At 44.5% G+C, this 25383-nt stretch carries 21 protein-coding genes; 14 read left to right on the top strand and 7 right to left on the bottom strand.

The genetic code is table 11. The annotated features are described in order from the left end of the window. Nucleotides 1-3: 3 nt before the first annotated feature. The 3 genes from LNL84_RS01140 to imuA are packed head-to-tail and all read right to left on the bottom strand — an operon-like array spanning nt 4 to nt 5197. Nucleotides 4-3075: an error-prone DNA polymerase gene (locus LNL84_RS01140; protein ID WP_244354449.1), complete on the bottom strand. Its 3072-nt coding sequence runs from the start codon at nt 3073-3075 to the stop codon at nt 4-6. A 23-nt stretch (nt 3076-3098) separates the two neighbouring features. After that, nucleotides 3099-4514 (bottom strand): Y-family DNA polymerase, encoded by a 1416-nt coding sequence (locus LNL84_RS01135; RefSeq protein ID WP_244354446.1) that lies wholly within the window; start codon nt 4512-4514, stop codon nt 3099-3101. 5 nt (nt 4515-4519) lie between these two features. Beyond that, entirely contained in the window at nt 4520-5197 is a 678-nt protein-coding gene (gene imuA / locus LNL84_RS01130; RefSeq protein WP_244354444.1) for a translesion DNA synthesis-associated protein ImuA, read from the bottom strand. A gap of 236 nt (nt 5198-5433) precedes the next feature. Between imuA and LNL84_RS01125 the strand changes: the two genes are divergently transcribed. Beyond that, nucleotides 5434-6555: a patatin-like phospholipase family protein gene (locus tag LNL84_RS01125; protein ID WP_244354442.1), complete on the top strand. Its 1122-nt coding sequence runs from the start codon at nt 5434-5436 to the stop codon at nt 6553-6555. A 13-nt stretch (nt 6556-6568) separates the two neighbouring features. Here the strand turns inward: LNL84_RS01125 and LNL84_RS01120 are convergent, their stop codons facing one another. Next, nucleotides 6569-7321, bottom strand: a complete 753-nt coding sequence (locus tag LNL84_RS01120) for a YciK family oxidoreductase (RefSeq protein ID WP_244354440.1) — start codon at nt 7319-7321, stop codon at nt 6569-6571. Nucleotides 7322-7419: 98 nt separating this feature from the next. On the opposite strand from LNL84_RS01120, the gene sohB reads away from it, so the two are divergent. From sohB to pyrF, 7 genes are all read left to right on the top strand, one after another. Then, nucleotides 7420-8481: a protease SohB gene (gene sohB, locus LNL84_RS01115; RefSeq protein ID WP_244354438.1), complete on the top strand. Its 1062-nt coding sequence runs from the start codon at nt 7420-7422 to the stop codon at nt 8479-8481. Nucleotides 8482-8713: 232 nt separating this feature from the next. Further along, complete coding sequence (cmk, locus tag LNL84_RS01110; protein WP_244354436.1) at nt 8714-9394, top strand: (d)CMP kinase; 681 nt, start codon at nt 8714-8716, stop codon at nt 9392-9394. 108 nt (nt 9395-9502) lie between these two features. Continuing rightward, a complete protein-coding gene (gene rpsA, locus LNL84_RS01105) occupies nt 9503-11173 on the top strand; it encodes a 30S ribosomal protein S1 (RefSeq protein ID WP_244354434.1) in 1671 nt (556 codons plus the stop codon). Between the two features lie 160 nt (nt 11174-11333). Next, on the top strand, nt 11334-11618 hold the full coding sequence (ihfB, locus tag LNL84_RS01100; protein ID WP_244354432.1) for an integration host factor subunit beta: 285 nt from the start codon (nt 11334-11336) through the stop codon (nt 11616-11618). A gap of 260 nt (nt 11619-11878) precedes the next feature. After that, nucleotides 11879-12160, top strand: a complete 282-nt coding sequence (locus LNL84_RS01095) for a LapA family protein (RefSeq protein ID WP_244354431.1) — start codon at nt 11879-11881, stop codon at nt 12158-12160. Nucleotides 12161-12180: 20 nt separating this feature from the next. Then, nucleotides 12181-13350: a lipopolysaccharide assembly protein LapB gene (gene lapB, locus LNL84_RS01090; protein WP_244354429.1), complete on the top strand. Its 1170-nt coding sequence runs from the start codon at nt 12181-12183 to the stop codon at nt 13348-13350. 88 nt (nt 13351-13438) lie between these two features. Beyond that, nucleotides 13439-14134: an orotidine-5'-phosphate decarboxylase gene (pyrF, locus tag LNL84_RS01085; RefSeq protein ID WP_244354427.1), complete on the top strand. Its 696-nt coding sequence runs from the start codon at nt 13439-13441 to the stop codon at nt 14132-14134. A 61-nt stretch (nt 14135-14195) separates the two neighbouring features. On the opposite strand, the gene miaE is transcribed toward pyrF, so the two are convergent. Both miaE and LNL84_RS01075 read right to left on the bottom strand, forming a co-directional pair. Beyond that, nucleotides 14196-14972, bottom strand: coding sequence for a tRNA isopentenyl-2-thiomethyl-A-37 hydroxylase MiaE (gene miaE, locus LNL84_RS01080; RefSeq protein WP_244354425.1), 777 nt, complete (start codon nt 14970-14972; stop codon nt 14196-14198). 84 nt (nt 14973-15056) lie between these two features. Further along, nucleotides 15057-15821, bottom strand: coding sequence for a DNA repair protein (locus LNL84_RS01075; protein ID WP_244354423.1), 765 nt, complete (start codon nt 15819-15821; stop codon nt 15057-15059). A 314-nt stretch (nt 15822-16135) separates the two neighbouring features. Between LNL84_RS01075 and cysB the strand changes: the two genes are divergently transcribed. Beyond that, nucleotides 16136-17110, top strand: coding sequence for an HTH-type transcriptional regulator CysB (cysB, locus tag LNL84_RS01070; protein WP_244354421.1), 975 nt, complete (start codon nt 16136-16138; stop codon nt 17108-17110). Nucleotides 17111-17171: 61 nt separating this feature from the next. Beyond that, complete coding sequence (locus tag LNL84_RS01065) at nt 17172-18389, top strand: methyltransferase (protein ID WP_244354418.1); 1218 nt, start codon at nt 17172-17174, stop codon at nt 18387-18389. A 26-nt stretch (nt 18390-18415) separates the two neighbouring features. Here LNL84_RS01065 and ald read toward each other — a convergent pair whose 3' ends face one another. After that, nucleotides 18416-19540, bottom strand: a complete 1125-nt coding sequence (ald, locus tag LNL84_RS01060; protein ID WP_244354416.1) for an alanine dehydrogenase — start codon at nt 19538-19540, stop codon at nt 18416-18418. A 156-nt stretch (nt 19541-19696) separates the two neighbouring features. On the opposite strand from ald, the gene lrp reads away from it, so the two are divergent. From lrp to LNL84_RS01040, 4 genes are all read left to right on the top strand, one after another. Then, a complete protein-coding gene (gene lrp / locus LNL84_RS01055; protein WP_137355864.1) occupies nt 19697-20191 on the top strand; it encodes a leucine-responsive transcriptional regulator Lrp in 495 nt (164 codons plus the stop codon). A gap of 150 nt (nt 20192-20341) precedes the next feature. Beyond that, nucleotides 20342-23338, top strand: coding sequence for a DNA translocase FtsK (locus LNL84_RS01050; RefSeq protein WP_244354413.1), 2997 nt, complete (start codon nt 20342-20344; stop codon nt 23336-23338). 28 nt (nt 23339-23366) lie between these two features. Further along, entirely contained in the window at nt 23367-23963 is a 597-nt protein-coding gene (lolA, locus tag LNL84_RS01045) for an outer membrane lipoprotein periplasmic chaperone LolA (protein WP_244354411.1), read from the top strand. A gap of 2 nt (nt 23964-23965) precedes the next feature. Beyond that, entirely contained in the window at nt 23966-25315 is a 1350-nt protein-coding gene (locus LNL84_RS01040; protein ID WP_244354409.1) for a replication-associated recombination protein A, read from the top strand. Nucleotides 25316-25383: the final 68 nt, after the last annotated feature.

The following is a 25383-nucleotide window of genomic DNA, read 5'->3' as shown; positions in this document are numbered from 1 at the left end:
TCTTTAATGGAAGTCTCGTGATTGTGTCTGTAAGCCAGCTAAACGGTCTGTAAGATCAATCAACCGGCCAGCAATGACGTGAGTCACTTCCCCCTCTCTTTCTAGAATGCCTTTTACTTTTAATATCTTTGCCGACAAGTAGGCTTGCTTTTGTGCTTCTGCGGTGGCGCGCCAAACCACGACATTGATGTTCCCAGTATCGTCCTCAAGAGTAAAAAAGGTCACTCCTGCTGCTGTTCCGGGCGATTGCTTTCCAGTGACAACCCCAACCACGCTAACCAATGACTTATTTGGTTTAGTGATCAACTCATTCATTTTGGTCAATCGTCCTAGCTGCCCAGCCTGTTCTAATAAACGAATAGGGTGCTTATCAAGAGATAGGTTCATTGCGGTGTAATCTTCGAGCAGCTCCTCAACATCGTTAGGGCGGTGTGGCAGCGAATTTTCGTGGCTGATATCGTCTTTAAAAAGGGGTAAATCGGATAAAGTATCCATCATCGCCCATCGAGTCGCATAGCGATCACCTGAAATACATTCTAAGGCGTTTGCTGATGAAAGTTGCTCAACTTCCCGTCGATTAAGTCCTAATTGTTTTACTTGAGTCGTCGTGCTAAAGCCTGTCTTAGGACGATGTTGGATAAGGTGTTGAATGGTTTTCTCATTTAGTCCTTTGACTTGACGAAACCCCAATTGTAGAACTATCCCTTGATCACATACGGTGAGTTTGTGGTGATAATCTGAACGGTTGATGCACACTGGCAGTATCTTGATATGATGTCGCTGCGCATCTTGAATTAATTGGGATGCGCTGTAAAAGCCCATGGGTAAACTATTAAGTAAAGATGCGTAAAAAGCATAAGGATAATAGTGCTTTAGCCAGGCTGAACAATATGCCAATACCGCAAATGAGGCGGAATGACTTTCAGGAAAACCATACTCACCAAAGCCACAGATTTGTTCAAACAATCGGTTGGCAAATTCTAGAGAATAACCTTTGCTTTGCATTCCATCGATGAGTTTCGATTTGAATTTAAAAAGGTCGCCGCTCTTTTTCCAGGCCGCCATTGCTCGCCGCAGTTGGTCGGCTTCGCCACCAGTAAAGCCTGCTGCGACCATCGCTAATTTTATCACTTGCTCTTGAAAGATAGGCACGCCTAGTGTGCGAGATAGTACCTCTTTTACTTCCTCAGATGGGTAGCTGATTGTTTCTTCGCCATTACGCCTTTTAAGAAATGGGTGCACCATATCCCCTTGTATCGGACCGGGGCGAACAATGGCTATTTGGATCACGAGATCATAATAACTGGCTGGCTTTAGGCGAGGTAACATACTCATTTGTGCACGAGATTCTATTTGAAAGACCCCAACGGTGTCGGCTTTTTGAATCATGTTATACACCGTAGCATCGTCTTGTTGTCGAGTGATTTCTGCAATCGTTAATGCGCGACCGTAATGTTTCTCGATAAGCCCAAAGCATTTTCGAATGGCGGTAAGCATACCTAGAGCTAAGACATCGACCTTAAGTAACCCTAGGCTTTCTAAGTCGTCTTTGTCCCATTGAATAACGGTTCTGTCAGGCATTGACGCGTTTTCTACGGGGACTAACTCATACAGTGGACCTGATGAAATTACAAAGCCTCCGACATGCTGTGATAAGTGGCGCGGAAAGCCAAGTATCTCATCCACTAGTTCAATAAACTGCTGGCCTTTAAGGGAATCGGGCTTGAGTCCAAGCTCAACGATTTGCGCCTGCCAGCCCTGATTACGATCTCGGCGGTTGATATTCTTGATAAAGTAGTCGAGCTGAATGTCGCTGATCCCTAGTGCTTTACCTACATCACGTACCGCACTTTTGAATCGGTAGGAAATCACGGTAGCGGCTAGCGCAGCTCTCTCTCTGCCGTATTTCTGGTAGATGTACTGTATAACTTCTTCTCGGCGCTCATGCTCAAAATCAACGTCAATGTCGGGCGGCTCATTGCGCTCTTTACTGATGAAACGCTCAAACAGGACTGAAATCTGTCTGGGATCAACAGAGGTGATCTCCAAGCAGTAACAAACCACGGAGTTGGCTGCTGAGCCTCTTCCTTGGTAGAGGATACCTTGCTCCTTGGCAAACATGACAATGTCATGAATGGTGAGAAAGAAAAAGGGATAATCCAGATCTTCAATGAGGCTGAGTTCTTTCTCTATGGTCGCATTTATTGAGGCGGTGACACCTTGAGGGAAACGTGATGACTTGCCATGTTCTACCAACTTTCTTAGATAGCTCATCGGTGTTTCGCCAGCTGGAATTAATTCACATGGATACTCGTAGCGCAAAACATCAAGTTCAAACTGACAGCGTGAGGCAATGTAATCACTTTGTGCTAACCAATCTGCATTAAAAAGTTTCGTGAGTTTACTTTTAGGTCGTAAACAACGTTCAGTATTGGCGATAAGTTGGCCGCATACCGCCTCAACTTGAGTATTGTTGCGAATCGCAACCAAAGTATGCTGAAGAGGGAGCCTTGTAGCATTATGCATTAATACCCCACCGCAGGCGGTAATTGGTAAGTTGTAATGATGGGCTAAGTTTTTACAGTGCTCAATATAGCGATGCTCGTTAGCGCCTAAATGCCGCTGCAGTCCAATCCAAAGGCGATACTTATGGTGCTGCTCAAGCCAGTGAACCCATCGCTTGTCATAACTTTCTCCGGTTGGTAAGCAGATAATGAAACAATGACGAATCGAGAGGATGTCCCACTCGGAGAGTTGATATTCCCCTTTATTGCAGCGGCGTCGAGCATTGGTGATAATGCGGCAGAGCTCAGCATAAGCGGCTCTGTCAGGACACAATAATACAAGCTGACACTCGTTATTGAGCCAGAACATGCTGCCAACAATGAGCTGCACTGAAAGTTGGTTTTTCTTTATAGTAGTGTGAGCGCGTACTACCCCTGCAACAGAACATTCATCTGTTATTGCTATAGCTGAGTAGTTTAGAAAGTCAGCTTGTGTGACCAATTCTTCGGCGTGAGAAGCTCCCTGAAGAAAAGAAAAGTTGCTTTGGCAAAAAAGTTCAGCGTATTTCATAGTGTGTCTATCTGCAGTCAATCTTAACTAAAATGGCCATGTACAAACCATTGGTTCTCTTGCGTTTTAAAGACCCATAACCATTGCCCTTGGGGAGTTCGAACAATAAAGTAGTCTCGTTGGATAGCATCACCATCCCACCATCCGCTGACAATTCTTTCTGGCCCTAAAACAATGGTGGTTTTCTCTGTAAGTGGTATGGGTTCAGGAAGTAGAAAGCTAGGGCGAATCTTTTGAGGCAGCGTTGAAGTGATGCTGTCACTCGTAGCCGGAGGTGTCGTGTGTAATCGAGTTGCTTTTTCTGGGCGTGGGTCATTGGTGAGCTCTACGGTCATTACTGCTTGTGTGCCCAACTTTGCTTGCAGTAATGAGGTCAGCTCTAGAGCCGATTGTTGCCCTGTAATACCCTGGAAAAAATCCTGTTCATTAGGTTGTAGCTCCCCCCAGCGCGTGACTGCTAATGTTAAGCCATAAGCGGCGCTTTCAAGGCTCACTGATTCTAGGGTTAAAGCCGATAAGGTCTGCCATGTTTTGGCTTGATAATCTCCTTGCGCAGAGGTAAAGCGAATCGATTTACTTTCATGATCTCGCTGGTCAATAGTCAGCGTTAACTCATAGGCGACTCGATCTCTTAGCTTAAGAAAGACTTCGAGTTGGATAAAAAGTCGGGTTAGAGGTTTTTCAAGCCACTGTACATTATCGATATCGAATAACAGTTCTAGGTATACCTGAAACTGATCTGGTGGAATAAAGTATTCGACAGGATGTTTAAAGTACCCGGTGAGCCGACCTACATAGTTGACCAAGTCAATATCAAAACGCTTAGCGATATCGGCTAAAGGAAGTGCGAGTAAATCTTCGATGGTACGGATACCCACGCGGTTAAGAGCATCGATTTGTTTATCGCTTAACTCAGTTTCTTGCAAGGGGTACGGTAAGATCGATTGTTTTAAAACGTAGCTATCATCTTCAATCAGATTCGCCTGAGACTTAGCTAATAACTTGGCGGCAAAAGGGGAAAGCCCAGTGGCATATCGTACGTTTACCTTGAGCGTCGCTAAATGGGTACTGAGTGATTGCCAGTAGTTCTCTAGCCCTTCGTAAAGTGACAACATATTAGAGACTTTAATGATAAGGCCTTGAGGGAAATCGAGAGTGATATCGGAAGTCAGCAAATATAACCATTGAGCAATGTCGGTGAGACGTTGCTTTGTTACTGCATCGTCAAGTGGGTAGACCTGTAAATCAGGACAAAGCGCTGCAGCGCTGCCTAGGCCCATATTAAGAGTGATGCCATGTTGCTGAGCCATCTCATTGGCTTGAACAACGGTATGGCGTCGCCCGTCAACGATGATGACAGGGTGTGACGATGCTTCCCCATTGGTGAAAAAACGGTCTAGTTGCAGTGACGGAAAATCTAGGTAAAGCCATAATAACATGGTGTCTACCCTTGTTTCTGCATCGGAAAGGGAATGACGGTTGAACAGGGCTTAGCCAAGGCGAGTTCAGGCCAATGAGTTCCCATTGGCACGAGGAAGCGAGATCGTGGAAAGCCTCCTTTTCGCTTAGTAATGGTCACTTCAATGCCATCATTATGAGGCGATAAGTTTAAACTCAGTGATACAGGCAGTGAAAAAACATGCTCTGATGTGGATTTAAATAAGAACTGTAAACAATGCCCTTTTTCACTCGCGACCTGTAAGCGCTTAGTGTGGTGAACTTCTAATTGAGTTTGCCATAAGCATACAGTGCTACAAGCTCCACTTTTAAGGCATTGTTCGGCGGCCCATAACGCGTGTTGAGGCGTCTGTGGATAAACTAAGCGGATACGTTGGGGAGCAATTCCAGATGCATGGAGATATTCCGCAGATAGGTAGCCGGGTGGGTTTATCAAAACCAGTAGTCGTTCATTAGCCGTATGCTGAATATGAGGAGTTAATAGGCGAAACTCACCGATGCCAGAAATTGATTGGATTTCAACCACGCCATGAGTGGGAAAACCACCATAAAGCTTTTGGTCAAGTTCAGGAAAACCGGTAGAGAGCGTTTGCTGGTGTTCGGCCTCTTTTTCACCTTTCCAAATGAGTTGTTTGCGTTCTAATTGTGTAATGATGTCATGCATAATTGTAATACCTGTATGTATATACAGTATACAAAAAATAGTGGAACCTGCAAGGCTTATCAATGTGTCTTATAGAGTTACTCTTTCTTGCTCCTGTAAGGTGTTGAAATGCTGCTAGGCTTATATACATTCAAGAGACATTCCCACTTAAGCGTCAATTTTTGAAGAAACACTTTCCTAAAATAGAGTAAATATTTTAATCTCAATCAACAGCTTAATGTAATGAAGGGAAGAATATGTTTGATAATGACGAGCAGTACTCGCTAATTGTTCAAGGTGGCGGACAAAAGGGTGCGTTTGCAGCAGGCGTGTTGGATTCGTTTATTGAACAGCAATTTGATCCTTTTTCATTGTACATTGGTACCTCTGCAGGTGCTCTAAACGTCTCCTCCTATGTGACTAAACAACATGGTCTCGGCCTTGACTTTATTCTCAACTATACGACTCGTGACAGGTTCTTTGATTTCAACAAATTTCTCGCTAAAAAGCAGCCAATGGATCTTGATTGGGCGTTTGATCTCGTTAATCAAGGCGAGTTTCCGTTGGACTTTGAGAGAGGTAAGCGTCATTTAGGTGAAAATAGAGTAGCGCTGGCCTGCATTACGGATGTCGAAGAGTTGAAAGACTACTATTATCCTATTTTCGCCGATAATTGGTTTGATGTCCTCAAAGCGACGTGTGCTATTCCGATGCTGTATTACAACGATATCGAATTTGACGGTAAAAAATGGGTCGATGGCGGTGTCTCTGCCACTATACCTGTAGAGGAGTCTTATCGCAGGGATATTAAAAACATGGTGGTGGTTAGTACGATCCCAGCGTCTGAAAAAAACCAGTTCCACACCAGTGCAATGCAATCTATCGAAAAGTGGAAAAAGGAACTAGAGCTTGGATTGGATTCACATCTATCTCACTTAAGGCTGTCGGGAACAAAAGAAAAACTATCGGAATTTCAAAAGCAGTTTACGGAAAAGCTACAGACCATTCGTAATGAATACTGGAAAATGGATTTTACCAGCAAAATTAAAATGACCGATAAAGCCAAATTGACACGCTGGCTCCACGACAAAGAAAAGTTTGCTCGATTACTGGATATTCAGAATAAGGCCATTCCTTTTCAGTTTGGCGGAACCCGCCATTTGGAAATGCTAGTGGCACACTATATGAACCATGCACAAGCTGAGCAATTTATCAGCTCTCCCCCAGAGGACGTAAACCTTTGGCATGTTCAACCCGAACATGAACTTGCGAGCAAAGGGCTCATGAGCGCGAAAGAGCAAATACTAAGTGATTACCAACATGGCTTGAGTGTCGGGCGAGCGTTTATCAAGCAGCATCATGGTATTGATACTGCTTGAAATCTAAGAAAGGCTATTTAGTCAGTTTTTTGGGCTGCGCATCGATGCACTGGCCATTGAAATGAGTGACTGAAGGGTCCATTAGTTGGAGATACACAGGCATGATGTCTTGAGGCGTTTTGAGTGTATTGGCGTCTTCACCAGGGTAGGCTTTTTCTCTCATGCGAGTGCGAGTCGCCCCTGGATTAATGGCGTTGATTCTGATGGCTGTGTCACTGAGTTCGTCCGCCAGAATTTGCATCATACCTTCGGTGGCAAATTTAGAAATTGCGTAACTTCCCCAAAAAGCACGACCAGAATGCCCCACCGTTGACGATGTGAAAATAACGCGTCCAGCGTCTGAATTTTTCAATGCTGGAAGTAGTGCTTGCGTCATTAGAAACTCAGACTTGACGTTGATTTGCATGACATCATCAAAGGTCTCTTCATCGATTTGATCAAAAGGGCTGAGTGTACCTAAGACGCTCGCATTGTGAAGTAGGCCATCAAGTTTACCAAATTGTCCTTCAATGGTTTCCGCCATATCGATGTAGTTTTGTTTCGTTGCACCTTTTAGGTCTAACGGAATAATAGCTGCTTGTGGGTAACCAGATTGTTCAATTTCGTCGTAGATGAGTTCCAGATTCTTGACGTTACGACCGAGAAGTACGACCGTTGCACCATGTTGAGCAAAGCTCAAGGCTGCTTGGCGACCAATACCGGCCCCCGCACCGGTAACAAGAATGACTTTATCCTTTAGGGCATCTGGAGCGGTTGAAAATTCCACAGAGTAGTTCCTTAATTGTGAATAATTCTCGCTGAAACGAGCATCTTGAATAATTTTGGGTATACAATACACCAATTCGTGAGACAGGGGATATGACATTGGAATTTTTATTAGACTACGGATTGTTTTTAGCAAAGATCATCACAGTGGTGGTTGCGATTGTTGCACTTATCGTGATTGCAAAATCTGCCAGTGGCCGAACAGGCAGTGCAAAAGGTGAATTGGAAATTACTAACCTAACAGAGCAGCGTAAAGAGACTGTTGAGCAACTAGAGCATCATTTACATGATGACGCTTTTATCAAAGCTCGTGATAAGGCAGAAAAGAAAGCAGAGAAAGAGAAAACCAAGCTCAGAGAAAAAGAGATCAAGAAAGCGACCAAAGACGGGGAGCTTGATAGCAAGCGCGAACCTCACCTATTTGTATTGGATTTTAAAGGCAGCATTGATGCAAAAGAAGTCAGCTCTTTACGAGAAGAAGTATCAGCCATTCTTGCTGTAGCAAGAGAAGGGGATGAAGTCCTTGTTCGCCTTGAGTCTGGGGGTGGGATGGTACATGCCTATGGACTTGCTTCATCGCAACTAGACAGAATCAAATCAGCGAATTTACCTCTGACTATTTCGGTTGATAAGGTCGCCGCGAGTGGCGGATATATGATGGCGTGTATTGCTGATAAAATCGTATCGGCACCGTTTGCAGTTGTTGGCTCTATCGGCGTGATTGCTCAGATCCCTAATTTCAATAAGCTGTTGAAGAAAAATGATATAGAGTTTGAACAGCTAACGGCGGGCGAATACAAGCGCACATTGACCATGTTTGGCGAAAATACCGACAAAGCCAGAGAGAAATTTAAGCAGGAACTCGAAGAAACTCATGACCTGTTTAAAGACTTTATTCGAGAACATCGCCCTGATCTTGAACTTGATAAGGTTGCCACGGGAGAGCATTGGTTTGGTACACAAGCAAAGACCTTGGGGCTAGTTGATGACATAAAAACCTCAGACGATCTGGTAACGGAAGCTTGTAAAGACAAGACGGTATTAGCCATCCACTATGTTCATAAGAAAAAAATCAGTGACAAACTGGCAGGCGTGGCAGGTGATGCGGCTGACAATGTCCTTTTGAAATTAATCAACCGAGGTCAGCGACCAATCGTTTAATCGGTAGCGACATCGGATTATATTTGTAATTGTTCAAACTCCGACAGATAACGTCGGAGTTTTTTTATGGTTGGATTTTGTCTGCGATTGACCCGCTAACGCGATGGAATATTACCAGCATAGGGTATATAATCTTGCGCCAATAAAAGTAGTGAGTCTAATTATGCAATTGCAGTCACTACTACGAACAAAAATGACAAGGTAGTCTTGTCTTAACAACGTGGAGTAGAACATGTCCTTAAACACTCCGGTGATTACGGTTGATGGGCCAAGTGGCGCTGGTAAAGGCACATTATGTATGTTGCTAGCAAACCAACTCGGCTATCATTTGCTCGATTCAGGGGCTATCTACCGTGTTTTGGCTTTAGCTGCGATACATCATGGTGTTGACCTTGAGTCAGAAGACGCTCTTGTGCCTATCGCAATGCACCTCGATGTGCAGTTTGTTGCTGATGGTGACCTGGTAAAGGTTATCTTAGAAGGTGAAGACGTCTCGGGTGAGCTGCGTAAAGAGCAGACAGGTAATATTGCTTCTAAAGTTGCTGCTCTGCCAAGGGTTCGCGAAGCTTTGTTGCGTCGTCAACGTGCTTTTAATGAAGCACCTGGATTGGTCGCTGATGGCAGAGATATGGGAACCGTTGTCTTTCCTGAAGCTGAAGTGAAAATTTTCCTGGATGCTAGCGCTGATGAACGGGCTCAAAGACGTTATAAGCAGTTGCAACTTAAAGGCTTAGATGTTAACTTTGACGACCTTTTGAGCGAGATAGAAGAGCGTGATTACCGCGACCGCAACCGAGCAGTAGCGCCATTACGCCCAGCTGAAGACGCTCTAGTGCTTGATTCAACCTCTCTTACAATAGAGCAAGTTGTCGAAAAAGCGCTACACTATATCGAATCTAATCTCACTAAGTAGACTCTACTTGGTGGGCTTCGAACGTTGGTCGCAAGGATGATGACCGGCGAATTTATCAACCCCATGCGGTAGGATACCCGTGGACGTTTAATATTGAAGATTAAATTAATGACTGAATCTTTTGCTCAACTCTTTGAAGAGTTTCTAAATGAAACTGAATTCCAACAAGGCAGTATCGTTAAAGGTACTGTAGTAGCTATCGAGAACGGTTTCGTTCTTGTTGATGCTGGCCTTAAGTCTGAGTCTGCTATCCCTGCTGAACAATTCAAGAACGCTGCTGGCGAACTTGAAGTTGAAGTTGGTGCTGAAGTAGACGTAGCTCTTGACGCTGTTGAAGATGGTTTCGGTGAAACTCAACTTTCTCGTGAGAAAGCTAAGCGTCACGAAGCTTGGATCGTTCTTGAGAAAGCTTACGAAGAAGCTGAAACTGTTGTTGGTATCATCAACGGTAAAGTTAAAGGCGGTTTCACTGTTGAACTAAACGGTATCCGTGCTTTCCTTCCTGGCTCTCTTGTAGACGTACGTCCTATCCGTGACACTGCTCACCTAGAAAACAAAGAGCTAGAGTTCAAAGTTATCAAGCTAGACCAGAAGCGTAACAACGTTGTTGTTTCTCGTCGTGCTGTTATCGAATCTGAAAACAGTGTTGAGCGTGACGAACTTCTTGAAACTCTGCAAGAAGGTACTGAAGTTAAAGGTATCGTTAAGAACCTTACTGACTACGGTGCATTCGTTGACCTTGGCGGTGTTGACGGTCTTCTACATATCACTGATATGGCGTGGAAGCGTGTTAAGCACCCATCTGAGATCGTTAACGTTGGTGACGAGATCCTAGTTAAAGTTCTTAAGTTCGATCGTGACCGTACTCGCGTATCACTAGGTCTTAAGCAACTAGGTGAAGATCCATGGGTAGCAATCGCTAAGCGTTACCCAGAAGGTCACAAGCTAACTGGTCGTGTTACTAACCTAACTGACTACGGCTGCTTCGTTGAAATCGAAGAAGGCGTTGAAGGTCTAGTACACGTTTCAGAAATGGATTGGACTAACAAGAACATCCACCCATCTAAAGTTGTTAATGTTGGCGACGAAGTTGAGGTTATGGTTCTTGATATCGACGAAGAGCGTCGTCGTATCTCTCTAGGTCTGAAACAGTGTAAAGCGAACCCATGGCAGTCATTTGCAGAAATGCAAGCTAAGGGCGACAAAGTTACTGGTAAGATCAAGTCTATCACTGACTTTGGTATCTTCATCGGTCTAGAAGGCGGTATCGACGGTCTAGTACACCTATCTGACATTTCTTGGAACGTTACTGGCGAAGACGCTGTACGTGAATACAAGAAAGGCGACGAAATCTCTGCAGTTGTTCTTGCAGTAGACGCAGAGCGTGAGCGTATTTCTCTTGGCGTTAAGCAAATGGAAAACGACCCGTTCAATGCATACGTTGCTGACAACAAGAAAGGTACACTAGTTAACGGTACTGTAACTGCAGTAGATGCGAAAGGTGCTACAATTGAACTAGAAGATGGCGTAGAAGGTTACCTACGTGCTTCTGAAGTATCACGTGATCGTATTGAAGATGCGTCTCTAATCCTAAGCGTTGGTGACAGCGTTGAAGCGAAGTTCACAGGTGTAGACCGTAAGAACCGCGTAATCAACCTATCTATCAAAGCTAAAGATGAAGCTGAAGAGCAAGAAGCAATGGCTTCACTGAACAAGCAAGATGAAGCTGGTTTCGGTAATGCAATGGCAGACGCTTTCAAGGCTGCTAAAGGCGAATAAGATATATCGCTAGAAAAGGAGCCGAAAGGCTCCTTTTTTTTGTTTTTATTTTTTGAAGAATTAGACTATTATCAATTTATACAAACAGTTAGTAGGTTGTTTATTTTGATTGGTAATAAACACGAGTTTCAACTGAACATAATGAGTAACGAGGGTAACTATGACTAAGTCTGAACTGATTGAACGACTCTGTGCAGAACAAACACACTTGTCCGCAAAAGAAATAGAGGATGCAGTTAAAGATATCCTTGAACATATGGCAACCACATTAGAAAGTGGTGAGCGCATTGAAATTCGTGGATTTGGCAGTTTCTCATTACATTTCCGTGAGCCTCGTATTGGTCGTAATCCAAAAACTGGCGACAAAGTTGAACTGGACGGCAAATACGTCCCACACTTCAAGCCTGGCAAAGAGTTACGTGAACGCGTAAATGCGAGCATATAATTAGCTAGCTTTACGAGTTTGATAGACGGCATGCTTTCACAGTGTGCCGTTTTTGTTATCAAAGTAAGCAACTACCACCATTTTTAAGAATTTCAAACTTCGATGTCTTTACAGAACAACACTGAGCGTCTTTTTTAAAGCTGTAACTCTAAATTTTGGTTTGCATGAAAGTAATATCGTGAGATTCTTGCTTGTAAGCATGGAGTGTTTCTCTAATTTCCTGCATAATCTTAGCAATCCAATGACTGTGGTAATGAACAATGAAAATTATAAAAATAATTTTAGTAATCGCGCTTTTCTTAATCACTTTGGCACTAGGATCTCAAAACCAAGCGGTAGTTACGTTTAATTACCTAATTGCTCAGGGAGATTTCCACCTTTCTACCTTGCTAGGTGTCGTCTTTGTGGCTGGCTTTGTTCTTTCTTGGGTGATTTTTGGTTCTTTACATCTTAAGTCTCAACTTAAAGTAAGAAAGCTTCGTAAGCAGCTTGCTAAGCATGCTCCGAGCGAAAGCAAAGACATAGTAAAAAGCAACGCGTAGGGTAAAGGTTAATACTTTAAATGCTTGAGCTTCTTTTCTTGCTATTACCAATTGCAGCGGCCTATGGATGGTACATGGGCCACCGTAGTGCAAGGCATAATAGGCAAGAACAGTCCCACCAAATATCTCGTCAATATATGACGGGTCTGAATCTCCTATTGTCTGATCAGTCAGACAAAGCGGTTGATCACTTCATTGAACTATTGCAAGTCGACGATGAAACCATTGATACTCATCTGGCGTTAGGTAACCTCTTTCGTTCAAGAGGAGAGGTCGACCGTGCAATCCGTATTCACCAGAATTTAATCTCTCGCTCAGGTCTAACAATAGAGCAAAAAAATCTCGCACTGCAACAGTTAGCAAAAGACTACATGGTGTCTGGCTTTCTCGACCGCGCAGAAAAGATTTTTGTTCAATTGGTTAATGAACCGGATCACCGAGAGGGTGCTCTAACTCAATTGGTTGCAATATACCAACAGACAAGAGAGTGGCCAAAAGCCATTGAGTATGCACTAGCGCTACAAAAAATGGGTAAGAAAAAAGTCAAAACAGACATTGCGCATTTCATGTGTGAATTAGCCATGATTGAGAAGGCCGATGGCCAAAATACAAAGGCAATGCAGTATTTCAAAAAAGCGCTCACCGTTGACCCTAGATGTGTTAGGGCAAGTATTGCTATAGGGCGAATCTACCTTGAAGACGAAGAATACGGTAGAACGATTGAGCAATTAGAAAATGTCCTTGAACAAGATAAAGATTTTGTAAGTGAAGTGCTACCGACTTTGGCTGAGTGTTACCATAACTATGGCCAAGAGCAGGGCTTAATCGAGTTTCTAAGAGCTTGTATAGCAAAAGGTACTGGTGTATCTGCAGAGCTTATGTTGACGCAAATGGTCGCGCAACATGATGGTGTAGGCGCCGCACAGGCAATTCTGACTAGGCAATTAGTGAAAAACCCAACAATGAAAGGCTTTTATCGTCTAATGGACTATCATTTGGCGGATGCTGAAGAAGGGCGAGCGAAAGAAAGCTTGACCACCTTACAGTCGCTGGTGGGTGAGCAACTGAAAGTGAAACCCCATTATCGATGCCGTAAATGTGGTTTTTCGACCCATTCATTATACTGGCATTGTCCTTCATGCAAAGGATGGGGTACGATCAAGCCTATTAGAGGGTTAGATGGCGAATAGGCCATTTTTCTATTAAAACGATTTAGTTACAGCCGATAAGGCTGTTTTTTTTGGGTAGGTTACCCAGCTATTTAAGTGAGGAGCGGAGATGATTGACCAAAAAGTGATTGTAGCGTTGGATTATGCAAACCAAAGTGACGCGCTAGCTTTTGTTGACAAAATTGACCCAAGCTCTTGCCGCCTGAAAGTCGGCAAAGAAATGTTTACACTCTTTGGCCCTGACTTTGTTCGAGAGCTTCACAAACGTGGTTTCTCTGTATTTCTCGACCTGAAGTTTCATGACATTCCAAATACGTGTTCAAAAGCGGTTAGGGCTGCTGCGGAACTGGGGGTGTGGATGGTTAACGTTCATGCGAGCGGTGGTGAGCGCATGATGGCAGCATCAAGAGAGATCCTTGAGCCATATGGCAAAGATCGACCAATGCTTATTGGTGTGACGGTATTGACCAGTATGGAGCAATCGGATTTAAACGGCATCGGTATTAATGTGGCACCTCAGGAGCACGTATTACGTTTGGCTAACTTGACGAAAAATGCGGGCCTTGATGGTGTTGTATGTTCTGCCCAAGAGTCAAGCATGCTAAAAGCGGAACTAGGTAACGACTTTAAATTGGTAACGCCAGGGATCCGCCCGGCAGGCGCTGATGTTGGTGACCAAAAGCGTATCATGACGCCTGAGATGGCGATCAAATCGGGTTCAGATTACTTGGTGATTGGTCGACCAATTACCCAGGCTATTGATCCAGCGCGCGTTCTAACGGAGATTAACGCTACCTTGGTATAAACGCGTTATCGCCGTACATAAAATGAAGAAAGCCGTCTGTTGAGGCGGCTTACTTAGTTGATTAATCTGCGCTAGGAATGCCGCTGTGGAATTTAAAGTCATCATCGATGGTAGAGATAAGATCAGCCTCGACCTGACCTAAAAAGCGGACGCGTTCACTGATATCATGCCCAGCAATCTGCTCTGCTAAAGTGAGGTAATCCTGGTAATGTCTTGCTTCAGAGCGCAGTAACGAAATGTAAAACTTAGCAATATCGTCATCCATATGCGGTGCGAGCTTTGCAAAGCGTTCACACGATCGAGCTTCGATGTAGGCTCCAACAATGAGCTTATCAATAAGAGTGTTAGGTTCGTAGGTTGTCATGTGAGACAGTAAGCCTTTGGCATAACGTCCAGCAGGTATCGTATGATAATCGATTCCGCGGTCGGTCATGATTTCTAGAACTTGATAAAAATGGTGCAACTCTTCTTTGATGAGTAATACCATTTTGTCTATTAGCTCCTGGCTATAAGGAGAGTTACTCTTTGCCATAATAGACTTAGAAATATTGCTCTTACCTTTTAAAGAGTCTAAGTTACCAATCTTACGATAGGCAAAATCTTCATACGGTTTAAACCAATCAAGCAGCGTAGCGGCGCTATCTGCATCTACGGCATATTTGCGTATTAAAAACATCGCAGACTGGCCTGCTTTTAGTTCGCACAATAGATGGTCGATGAGAATAATTTTCAGGTTCTCGGGCTTTTTCGCTTCATAGACCCACTCATCAGGTGTTTCGCAATGCAAAAACTGGTTGATTGGTGACAGGATTTGGTTGATTTGAGCTTGGTTAATCATGACTACTGAGCTTTCTTATATTTGTCGTACAAAAAAGGTCGCATTGGCGACCTTTTCATTCGTTTTATTATTGAGGTTAGGATACTACCACTTTTTCTTCTCGCCAAATAGCGCATCCATATCTTCATTTCTCTCACGGTCTACTTGCTGCTGAGTATCACTTTGAGATTTTTGAGTACGGTTATCCTCAAGTTCTTGATACATGGTGCTGAGCTTTTCGCGAGCATGAATTGAGTAATTATCATTCTTAGTGCTGAGTGCATCAATGCCCTTTTTCAGGAGCTGCAAAGCGGTACCATATTGGCCTTTTGTCACCGATTCATTGGCTCGTTTAACTACATTCTCGATGTTAATTCGAATTTGAATGGTTTCGAGGCGCGCGTTTTCTACCATATATGACTGAGTATCGATCTTGCCTTTATTATGCTCAGTTCGAATTGTGTCGCGCAATCGCTTTACCAGCTTGAGCATGATAATCGCTTGTTTGTCGCTAGAAGGTACTTTAAAGGTAACCGCATCACTGCTCTGGTAGGTTTCTGATAGTGTCTGAATTTGCTGTTGGGCGGCCTCAACGCGCTGCGCTAGGTGCTTGTTCTTTGGATCAAGATCAAGCATGTGAGTCAGCGAATCCAAAATACGGTTATTTAGGCAAAGCATAAGCTCTTTACTAAAAGGAATATGGCTCGCCCCTCCGATGAGTTCTTCTGTTGCATCAATAATTGCAACATAGCGTGCCGACTCCTGTCTTCTGGTTGCTTCCATTTTCAGCTTATACTGCAACATAATATTGTAGCCCAATACAAGGACCAGTAATAACGCAACCAGGGCAATAATTAAACCAATATTCATAACTTTCTGTATCTACGACATGTTCTAGAATTTTCAACAAAACAGGATACACGAAACTCAAGGCTATCTGTATAAGGAAGTAACATATTGAGGGGTAAAGTGAAAAATTTCATAGGATTGGTGTAAATTTTGTGCGCAATAAGAGATTAACTTGAAGGGATTCTCAGTTTCTGAGAGTCGCTTTATTGTGGCTGAAGACAAAAATAGCTGTTATTTTGCTCCAATTTTCGTTATAACAAATAATTATATGCTTAAGGTAAACGGATATTAGCCTTCGTTTACTTTGCCAGTAAGTAAAGGAATACGAGGGTGATATGAAGTTACAGCAGCTCAAGTACATTGTTGAAGTCGTTAACCATAACCTAAATGTGTCGGCGACTGCAGAAAGTCTTTATACATCTCAGCCCGGCATTAGTAAGCAGGTTCGTCTTTTGGAAGATGAACTTGGCATCCAAATCTTTGAGCGCAGTGGCAAACACTTGACTCAAGTGACTCCCGCTGGTCAAGACATCATTCGTATTTCTCAAGAAATACTGTCCCGCGTTGAGAGCATAAAAGCCGTAGCCGGAGAACATACCCACCCAGAGATGGGGACATTGAATATTTCTACCACCCACACTCAAGCCCGTTATGCCTTGCCTGAAGTGATTAAAGGGTTTACCGCTCGCTATCCTAAAGTGTCGTTACATATGCATCAGGGAACACCGAGCCAAATGTCAGAAGCGGTTGCTAAAGGAACCGCGAACTTTGCCATTGCTACCGAAGCTTTACACTTGTATCAAGACGCGATCATGCTTCCTTGCTATCATTGGAATCGCTCGATTGTTGTCCCTAAAGACCACCCTTTGGCACAGAAGAAACAGATTGGGATTGAAGATTTAGCGGGTTATTCACTTGTTACTTATGTTTTCGGCTTTACAGGTCGCTCAGAGTTGGACACTGCCTTTAACAAGGTCGGTTTGACGCCAAAGGTTGTATTTACAGCCACTGATGCCGATGTCATCAAAACCTATGTTCGAATGGGCATTGGGGTTGGTGTTATCGCAAGTATGGCGATCGATAAAGAGCAAGACACCGATTTGGTGGCGATTGATGCTAGCCATATTTTTGGTGCTAGCACGACCAGTATTGGGTTTAGAAAGGGGACATTCCTTCGAACCTATATGTATGATTTTATGGAAAGATTTGCACCGCATCTGACAAAGCCTGTTGTAGAACGCGCCATGTCTCTTAAATCTAATGAGGAAATTGAAGAAATGTTTAAGGACATCGAACTGCCTGTCCGATAAATCTTTACTTCCTATCTCACACGCTTCCCCCTAAAATCGATCACATCGAATAGGGGGAAGCATGCTCAACACTTTTCAAACGCTCACTGAACTGTTACATAAACACCAAGATCTTTGGCGTATAGAGCCCTTCTTCCTGGCTATGGACAGTAACAACAAATGGAGTAACTCTCAGTCCGAGTTGGGCGAGTGGTTCGCTGGCTTGTCTTCCCGCGAGATTGAACTCCTCAAGTTCAACCGTGAGCGTTGTAACAACTCTCTTTCTAAGTTTATCCCATGTCTTGATGAGCTAATGTCATTGTGTGTGTTGCCAGAATTGCCCCAGTCAGAACTTGCTCTACCAAGAGGACTTGATAAGGGTGTACCCGGGCGTAAACAGAGTCAAATCACGCGTATGGGACAGTCCTGTATGCAGCATCATCAAGGGCAAGAGTGGCTTGAATGGTGTGCGGGAAAAGGATATCTGGGCCGCATATTAGCTCACCAAAGTGGACACAAAGTCACAAGTTTTGAGTATCAGCAGACGTTGTGTGACATTGGGCAAAGTGAAGCCGACAAGCTTGGCCTGAATATGCAATTTACCCAAGGTGATGCATTCTCAGTTCAAGCCATGAGCGCTATGAATGGGCAGCAACATGCGGTTGCCTTGCACGCCTGTGGCGATTTGCATGTGACTCTACTTCGTCACGCCAGTCACTTGAAATTACCAGCAATTACTATCTCGCCATGTTGTTATCACCTCATTCAAGGTGAGGAATATCAACCACTTTCGAAAGTCGCCCAGCAGTCAGGCTTGTCATTGACACGTGCAGAGTTACGCATCCCACTACAAGAAACCGTCACTGGAGGGGCGAGGGTACAGCGTCATCGAGCGCAGGAAATGAGTTATCGACTGGGTTTTGATGCGCTGTGCCAACAAGAACGTCTGATAGACCACTATATGCCAGTGCCTAGTATTAAAAAGTCGTTGCTATCCGAAGGTTTTGAGGCTTTTTGTTATTGGGCTTGCGAGAGAAAACAGTTGTCTTTACCTGCGGTTGATTTCGCAAAGTACGCGTCGATTGGCGAGCAGCGTTTTTGGAGAATGGAGGCGTATAGTCTGGTGCAAAGTGCTTTTAGAAGGCCGTTGGAAATCTGGTTATTGCTAGATAAGGCTTTGTATCTAAAGGAAAGTGGTTATAGGGTTTCTGTCTCAACATTCTGTGATTACCAAACGACGCCGAGGAATTGCTTATTACATGCCAGCAGAGTTGAAAACAAAAAAGCGAGCTATAATTAGCTCGCTTTACTTATTCTTAGCCGCAGTTAGTTAAACATGGCGATTGCTTTTTCAGGCTCAACATACTCAAGATCAAAGCTCTCTGCCACTTCCTTACAGGTTACTTTGCCGTGAATTACGTTCAGACCATCCATGAAGCCCTTGTCTTCGCTCAGAGCCTGCTGGTAGCCTTTGTTTGCCAACTTGATGATGTATGGCAATGTTGCGTTATTGAGTGCGAATGTTGATGTCCGCGCGACCGCACCTGGCATATTAGCGACACAGTAGTGGACAACGTCATCAACAATATAGGTTGGTTCCGCATGTGTGGTTGCATGAGAGGTTTCGAAACAACCACCTTGGTCGATTGCAACGTCTACCACAGCTGAGCCCGTTTTCATTTGCTTGATGTGCTCTTTGGTGATCAATTTCGGTGCTGCTGCGCCTGGGATAAGAACGGCCCCAATCACAAGGTCAGCTGTAAGAACATGCTTCTCAATGGCATCTTCAGTAGAATAAACCACTTTAGCTCGGCCTTGAAATTCTTCATCCAGGCGACGCAGAGTATCGACATTTCGGTCGAGAATCGTTACGTCCGCGCGAAGCCCGACAGCCATACGCGCCGCGTTTGCGCCTACAACACCGCCGCCTACAACGACGACTTTAGCTGGCTCAACCCCAGGTACGCCGCCAAGTAGCAAGCCGCTTCCGCCGTTAGATTTCTCTAATGTTTGTGCACCTGCTTGAATAGACATTCGTCCCGCAACCTCAGACATTGGAGCTAATAGTGGCAAGCGACCCATATTATCTGTTACAGTCTCATAGGCAATGCAGACAGCTTTGCTCTTGATTAGCTCTTCAGTTTGTGGAAAATCTGGTGCTAGGTGTAGATAAGTGAATAAAATTTGTCCTTCACGTAACATTGCACGTTCGACAGCCTGAGGTTCTTTAACCTTTACGATCATGTCTGCTTTCGAAAAAACGTCAGCAGCAGTAGGAAGTATGGATGCGCCTACAGAGATGTAATCATCGTCTGAAAAACCGATACCATTACCTGCGTTAGTTTCAACGTAGACTTGGTGTCCTTGTGAAGTTAGTTCTCTAACGCTTGCAGGGATCATCCCAACACGGTATTCATGGTTTTTAATTTCTTTAGGTACGCCAATTATCATCCTGACTCCTCATTATATTATGGTTGTATTAACTGTATGTAGGGTGTTATTGTCGAATTACAAACTAGTATAGAAGCTAATTAACGGAATTTGATACTGAATATTACGAAGTTGTAGTATTTTTATTTGCAAGGAAGTAACAAGGTGGAATAAAAAATGGCAGAGAACTATAAAAAGCCGTCCAAGGAACTAGACCGTATCGATCGCAATATTCTTAATGAATTGCAAAAAGATGGTCGCATATCTAATGTTGAACTCTCTAAACGTGTAGGCCTCTCACCTACACCTTGTCTAGAGCGTGTGCGTCGACTAGAACGTCAAGGTTATATTACAGGCTATACAGCATTGCTGAACCCACAGTACCTTGATGCTTCATTATTGGTGTTTGTTGAAATTACGTTAAATCGTGGTGCTCCAGATGTATTTGAGCAGTTCAATACAGCTGTTCAGAAACTGGATGATATTCAAGAATGTCATCTGGTATCGGGAGATTTCGACTATCTTTTAAAAACAAGGGTATCGGATATGGGAGCTTATCGTAAGCTTCTTGGTGATACGCTGCTACGTTTACCTGGTGTTAATGACACTCGCACATACGTGGTTATGGAAGAAGTCAAACAGACGAACCAATTGGTTATTAAAACCCGTTAGAATGATTCTAACCGGATATTGACCAAAGCCATGAAAATTCATGCTTTATTCTTTATCTAGATTGGGTTTTTAACCTTGATGTGGTTAAATCTAAGAATACACCGAGCGGCTTATGCCGCTCGGGCTGTTTTCAATAATTAGAAGTTGGTTATGTTCAAGCAGGACAAAAGAAGAGTCGAAACTATTATCAAGACGAGTGAAGAGCCTCAGTCTTCACGTCTAAACGGATTTCAGCGGTTGAGAGAATGTTGTTTCATCTTGGCCGTGCTTACCTCTATCTTACTCGCGGTATCGCTAGCGACCTTCAATCCCGCTGATCCCTCATGGTCACAGACCTCGTTGGGAGTAGATGTTCAAAACGCGGGCGGTATCGTAGGAGCGTGGATAGCCGACACCCTTTTCTTTACTTTTGGTTCGCTTGCCTATCCTGTCCCTCTTCTTGTTGCGCTCAGTGCGTGGATCTTCTTTCGCGACAGAAGCGATGAAGCACCGATTGATCTCATGCTTTGGGGCACACGCCTTCTTGGTTTAGTGGTACTTATTTTAACCAGTTGTGGTTTAGCGGATATCAATTTTGATGATATCTGGTATTTCTCGTCTGGCGGCGTGATAGGAGATGTTCTTACCAGTTTGTCATTGCCAACCTTAAATGTATTGGGCACCACGATTGTTATGCTGTTTCTTTGGGGCGCAGGCTTTACTCTGTTGACTGGGATTTCATGGTTAGGAATTGTAGAGTGGATAGGGCAGTCAGTACTGGTTCTTTTTGCAGCGGTTGTGAACAAGTTTAGAGGCAGCCAAGAAGAAGTGTATGAACCCATCTTGCAGCAAACTGCTCAGCCGTATGGCTCTTCCCCGCAGGTCGGCAATCTTGAACACGTTGATACGCCAGCAGAGACGCTAGAAACCGCAGAGCGTCGTTACAATATACACATGCCAGAAAATACTGCCGATGCTGGCAATATAAGCAAGCCAGGTGAAGCGCCTATTTATGCTATTGATCACGAAGAACAAGACCAGACGTCCTCAACACCTGAGCGTGCCATCTACGCGACAGAGGTCGAAGAACCTGAGTCATATGAATCGATAAGTGTTAGCGAAGCGCCTTGGATTCAACAAGAATCTATGGTTGAAGAAAGAACCCAACAACTAGGCGCGACGATTGAAGAGCTAGAACTGGCTGCGCGAAGCGATGATGATTTTGCAGATCAAGGTGAGTCTACAGCTCAGGAATTAGAGAGAGCTTCTGATAGCAATTCGACAGGAATCGCCCATCAAGACGTTGTCGACCAGACTATCGCTGAACCAATGATAGAGCCGGTGGGGTCTTTTGTGCCAGTTACGAATACAGCGATGGATGATATGGAAGTTGACGAAGCGACCAACCATATTGATCCTCGTTTTACCCATTTGGATGACATCGAGGTGGAAGAAACGTCGGGTCATATCGCGCCAACAGTGAGCCTAGATATGCTTGACCAGCAATCTTCGGAGCAGGTTGAAGAAACGGCTCTACGAGAGAGCTCGATCCAAACGCAAGATGTGGATCCGGACGCTGCTGCTTTTCAATCTATGGTTGAGGAGGCGCAAAAAACCGCCGCAGCTAAGGTGAACCCATTCCTTCTTCAAAAAGACGCAAATCTGCCAAAACCGGCGGAACCAATGCCGACATTGGAGTTGCTCTACCACCCAGAAAAAAGAGAGAATTTTATTGATCGCGATGCCCTCGAAGCTATCGCTCGATTGGTTGAATCAAAATTAGCTGATTATAAAATCAAAGCTGAAGTGGTGGATATTTTCCCTGGCCCCGTCATTACCCGCTTTGAGCTGGACTTAGCACCTGGCGTGAAGGTGAGCCGAATTTCTGGATTGTCGATGGATTTAGCTCGTTCATTATCAGCGATGGCAGTGCGTGTTGTTGAAGTCATACCGGGTAAGCCCTATGTGGGGCTTGAATTACCAAATATTACCCGTCAAACCGTGTATTTTTCAGATGTGGTCGGTAGCGCCGCTTTCCTGGATGCTAAGTCGCCAACAACGGTGGTGTTAGGGCAGGATATCGCGGGGGATGCTGTGGTTGCCGACCTTTCTAAAATGCCTCATGTATTGGTTGCTGGTACAACTGGCTCGGGTAAGTCCGTTGGTGTCAATGTGATGATCTTGAGTATGCTCTATAAGGCAACGCCAGAAGAAGTTCGCTTTATTATGATTGACCCGAAAATGCTGGAATTGTCAGTCTATGAAGGGATCCCACACCTACTGTCTGAAGTCGTTACAGACATGAAAGACGCCTCAAACGCATTACGTTGGTGTGTGGGTGAAATGGAACGGCGTTACAAGCTAATGTCCGCATTGGGCGTGCGAAACATCAAAGGCTTTAACGACAAGCTGAAGATGGCCGCTGAAGCTGGTCACCCAATTCACGATCCGCTTTGGAAAGAGGGAGATAGCATGGATGTGGAAGCCCCATTGCTAGAAAAACTGCCTTATATCGTGGTGATCGTTGATGAATTTGCCGACCTTATGATGGTGGTCGGTAAAAAAGTAGAAGAGCTAATTGCCCGATTAGCACAGAAAGCACGAGCGGCTGGAGTACACTTAATCCTAGCCACACAACGACCATCGGTAGATGTGATTACTGGCCTGATCAAAGCTAACATTCCAACGCGTGTCGCCTTTACAGTTTCAACCAAAACGGATTCAAGAACCATTTTGGATCAGGGAGGCGCTGAGTCGTTATTGGGCATGGGTGATATGCTGTATTTGCCTCCGGGTTCGAGCCATACGACACGTGTTCATGGTGCGTTTGCTTCCGATGACGACGTGCATTCAGTGGTTAACAACTGGAAGGCTAGGGGGAAACCTAACTATATTGAAGAAATAACCAGCGGTGATCAAACACCAGATACTCTGCTTCCAGGCGAAAAAATGGAAGGGGACGAAGAGATGGATCCGTTATTTGATCAGGTTGTGGAACATGTCGTTCAGTCAAGGCGTGGCTCTGTATCCGGAGTTCAGAGGCGTTTTAAAATTGGATACAACAGAGCGGCAAGAATTGTTGAGCAACTAGAAGCGCAAGGTATTGTCAGTGCGCCTGGTCATAACGGTAACAGAGAGGTGTTAGCACCACCTCCAGTTAGAGAATAATCTACGGATTGAGCTAAGAGGAAAAAGAATGAAAAAGTGGTTCGTTTTACTGTTTTTTAGTGTGTCCGTAATGGCTTCGCCTCAGCAAGAGCTGAGCACTAGGTTGAGTCAGAATGATGGCTTTAGTGCTAAGTTTGTTCAGGCGGTATACAGCCCCGAAGGTGACTTGGTCATGGAAGGTCAAGGCAATGTAGAAATAGCTAGGCCAAGCAAATTTCGCTGGGTGACAACGATGCCTGATGAAAATGTGTTGATTTCCGATGGTGAGAGCTTGTGGTATTACAGTCCGTTCATCGAACAAGTCAGTATCTATTGGCAGGAGCAAGCGACAGAGCAAACGCCTTTTGTACTTTTGACGCGAAATCGCTCAAGTGACTGGGACAATTATCGAGTTGAGCAGCAAGGCAACGTGTTTACGTTGACTCCTAAAGCAGTAGATTCAACGCAGGGGCAGTTTCAAATTCAAATTGATGGTAAAGGGCAAGTACTCGGATTTACCGTGATTGAGCAAGATGGACAAAAGGGTGAGTTTTTATTTAGTGATATAGAGCTGGGTAAACCCTCACAGTCACGTTTTTCTTTCGTTGTTCCTGATGGAGTCGACGTTGATGATCAGAGAAATTAGCCGTGACTAACTACACGCTTGATTTTGCAGGGGACGAAGATTTTCGTCCCCTTGCTGCTAGAATGCGGCCAGAAACGGTCGAGCAATACATTGGTCAGCAACATATATTAGGCAGCGGCAAACCACTGCGTCGTGCACTGGAAGCCGGTCAGTTGCACTCTATGATTCTTTGGGGGCCACCGGGTACCGGAAAGACGACATTGGCAGAAGTGGCTGCAAATTACGCGAGTGCCGAAGTCGAACGAGTATCGGCGGTTACCTCTGGGGTCAAAGATATACGGCTTGCCATAGAAAAGGCGCGCGAGAATAAACAGACAGGCCGTCGCACCATATTGTTTGTGGATGAGGTGCATCGCTTTAATAAAAGTCAGCAAGATGCCTTCCTGCCACACATCGAAGATGGCACGGTTACTTTCATTGGCGCGACCACTGAAAATCCATCGTTTGAATTGAATAACGCTTTACTATCGAGAGCGCGGGTATACAAACTTACGTCATTGACGAGCGAAGATATCCTTAAAGTGCTGGAGCAAGCTCGCACAGATGACGTCAGAGGGCTAGGAAACATAGGCGCGACCTTCCACGATAACGTACTCGAACGGTTGGCAGAACTGGTCAATGGCGATGCGCGAATGTCGCTAAATTACCTAGAGCTTTTGTATGACATGGCCGAAGAAAGTGAAGCCGGTGACAAGCAAATCACTTTAGAGCTTTTAGCGGAAGTTGCCGGTGAAAAAGTGAGTCGGTTCGATAATAAAGGGGATATTTGGTACGACCTGATTTCAGCTGTTCATAAATCCATTCGAGGTTCGAACCCTGATGCGGCATTATACTGGTCGGCAAGAATGATGGCTGCGGGTTGCGATCCTCTTTACATTGCACGTCGACTGCTTGCAATTGCCTCTGAAGATATAGGCAACGCAGATCCTCGGGCCATGCAAGTCGCGTTGTCTGCTTGGGATTGTTTTCAGAGAGTCGGGCCTGCTGAAGGTGAGCGAGCATTGGCCCAAGCTGTTGTGTATTTAGCCTGTGCGCCGAAAAGTAATGCCGTTTATACCGCATGGAAACAGGCGTTGAACGATGCCCATAATCTTCCTGAGTATGAGGTTCCTCATCACTTACGTAATGCACCAACATCATTGATGAAAGACATGGGCTACGGGCAAGAGTATCGATATGCTCATGATGAACCTGGCGCGTACGCAGCCGGAGAACGTTATTTACCCGAAGAGATGGCAGGAACACGCTACTATCAGCCAACAAATCGAGGCCTTGAGACCAAGATTGGTGAAAAGTTAGATTATCTGGCCAATTTAGACGCAAAAAGCCCACAAAAGCGCTATGAAAAGTAGTGGCTTTTCGTTATCTTTACTCGGTTAACAAATTACTATCTACAGTGGCGAAAAACTGCGCAGCTTGT

Origin of the sequence: Vibrio gelatinilyticus (assembly GCF_022836845.1) — a bacterium.
In the GTDB taxonomy this organism is placed as follows: domain Bacteria; phylum Pseudomonadota; class Gammaproteobacteria; order Enterobacterales; family Vibrionaceae; genus Vibrio; species Vibrio gelatinilyticus.
Note: the sequence above shows the minus strand (reverse complement) of the source record. Positions and strands in the feature narration are given on the sequence as shown.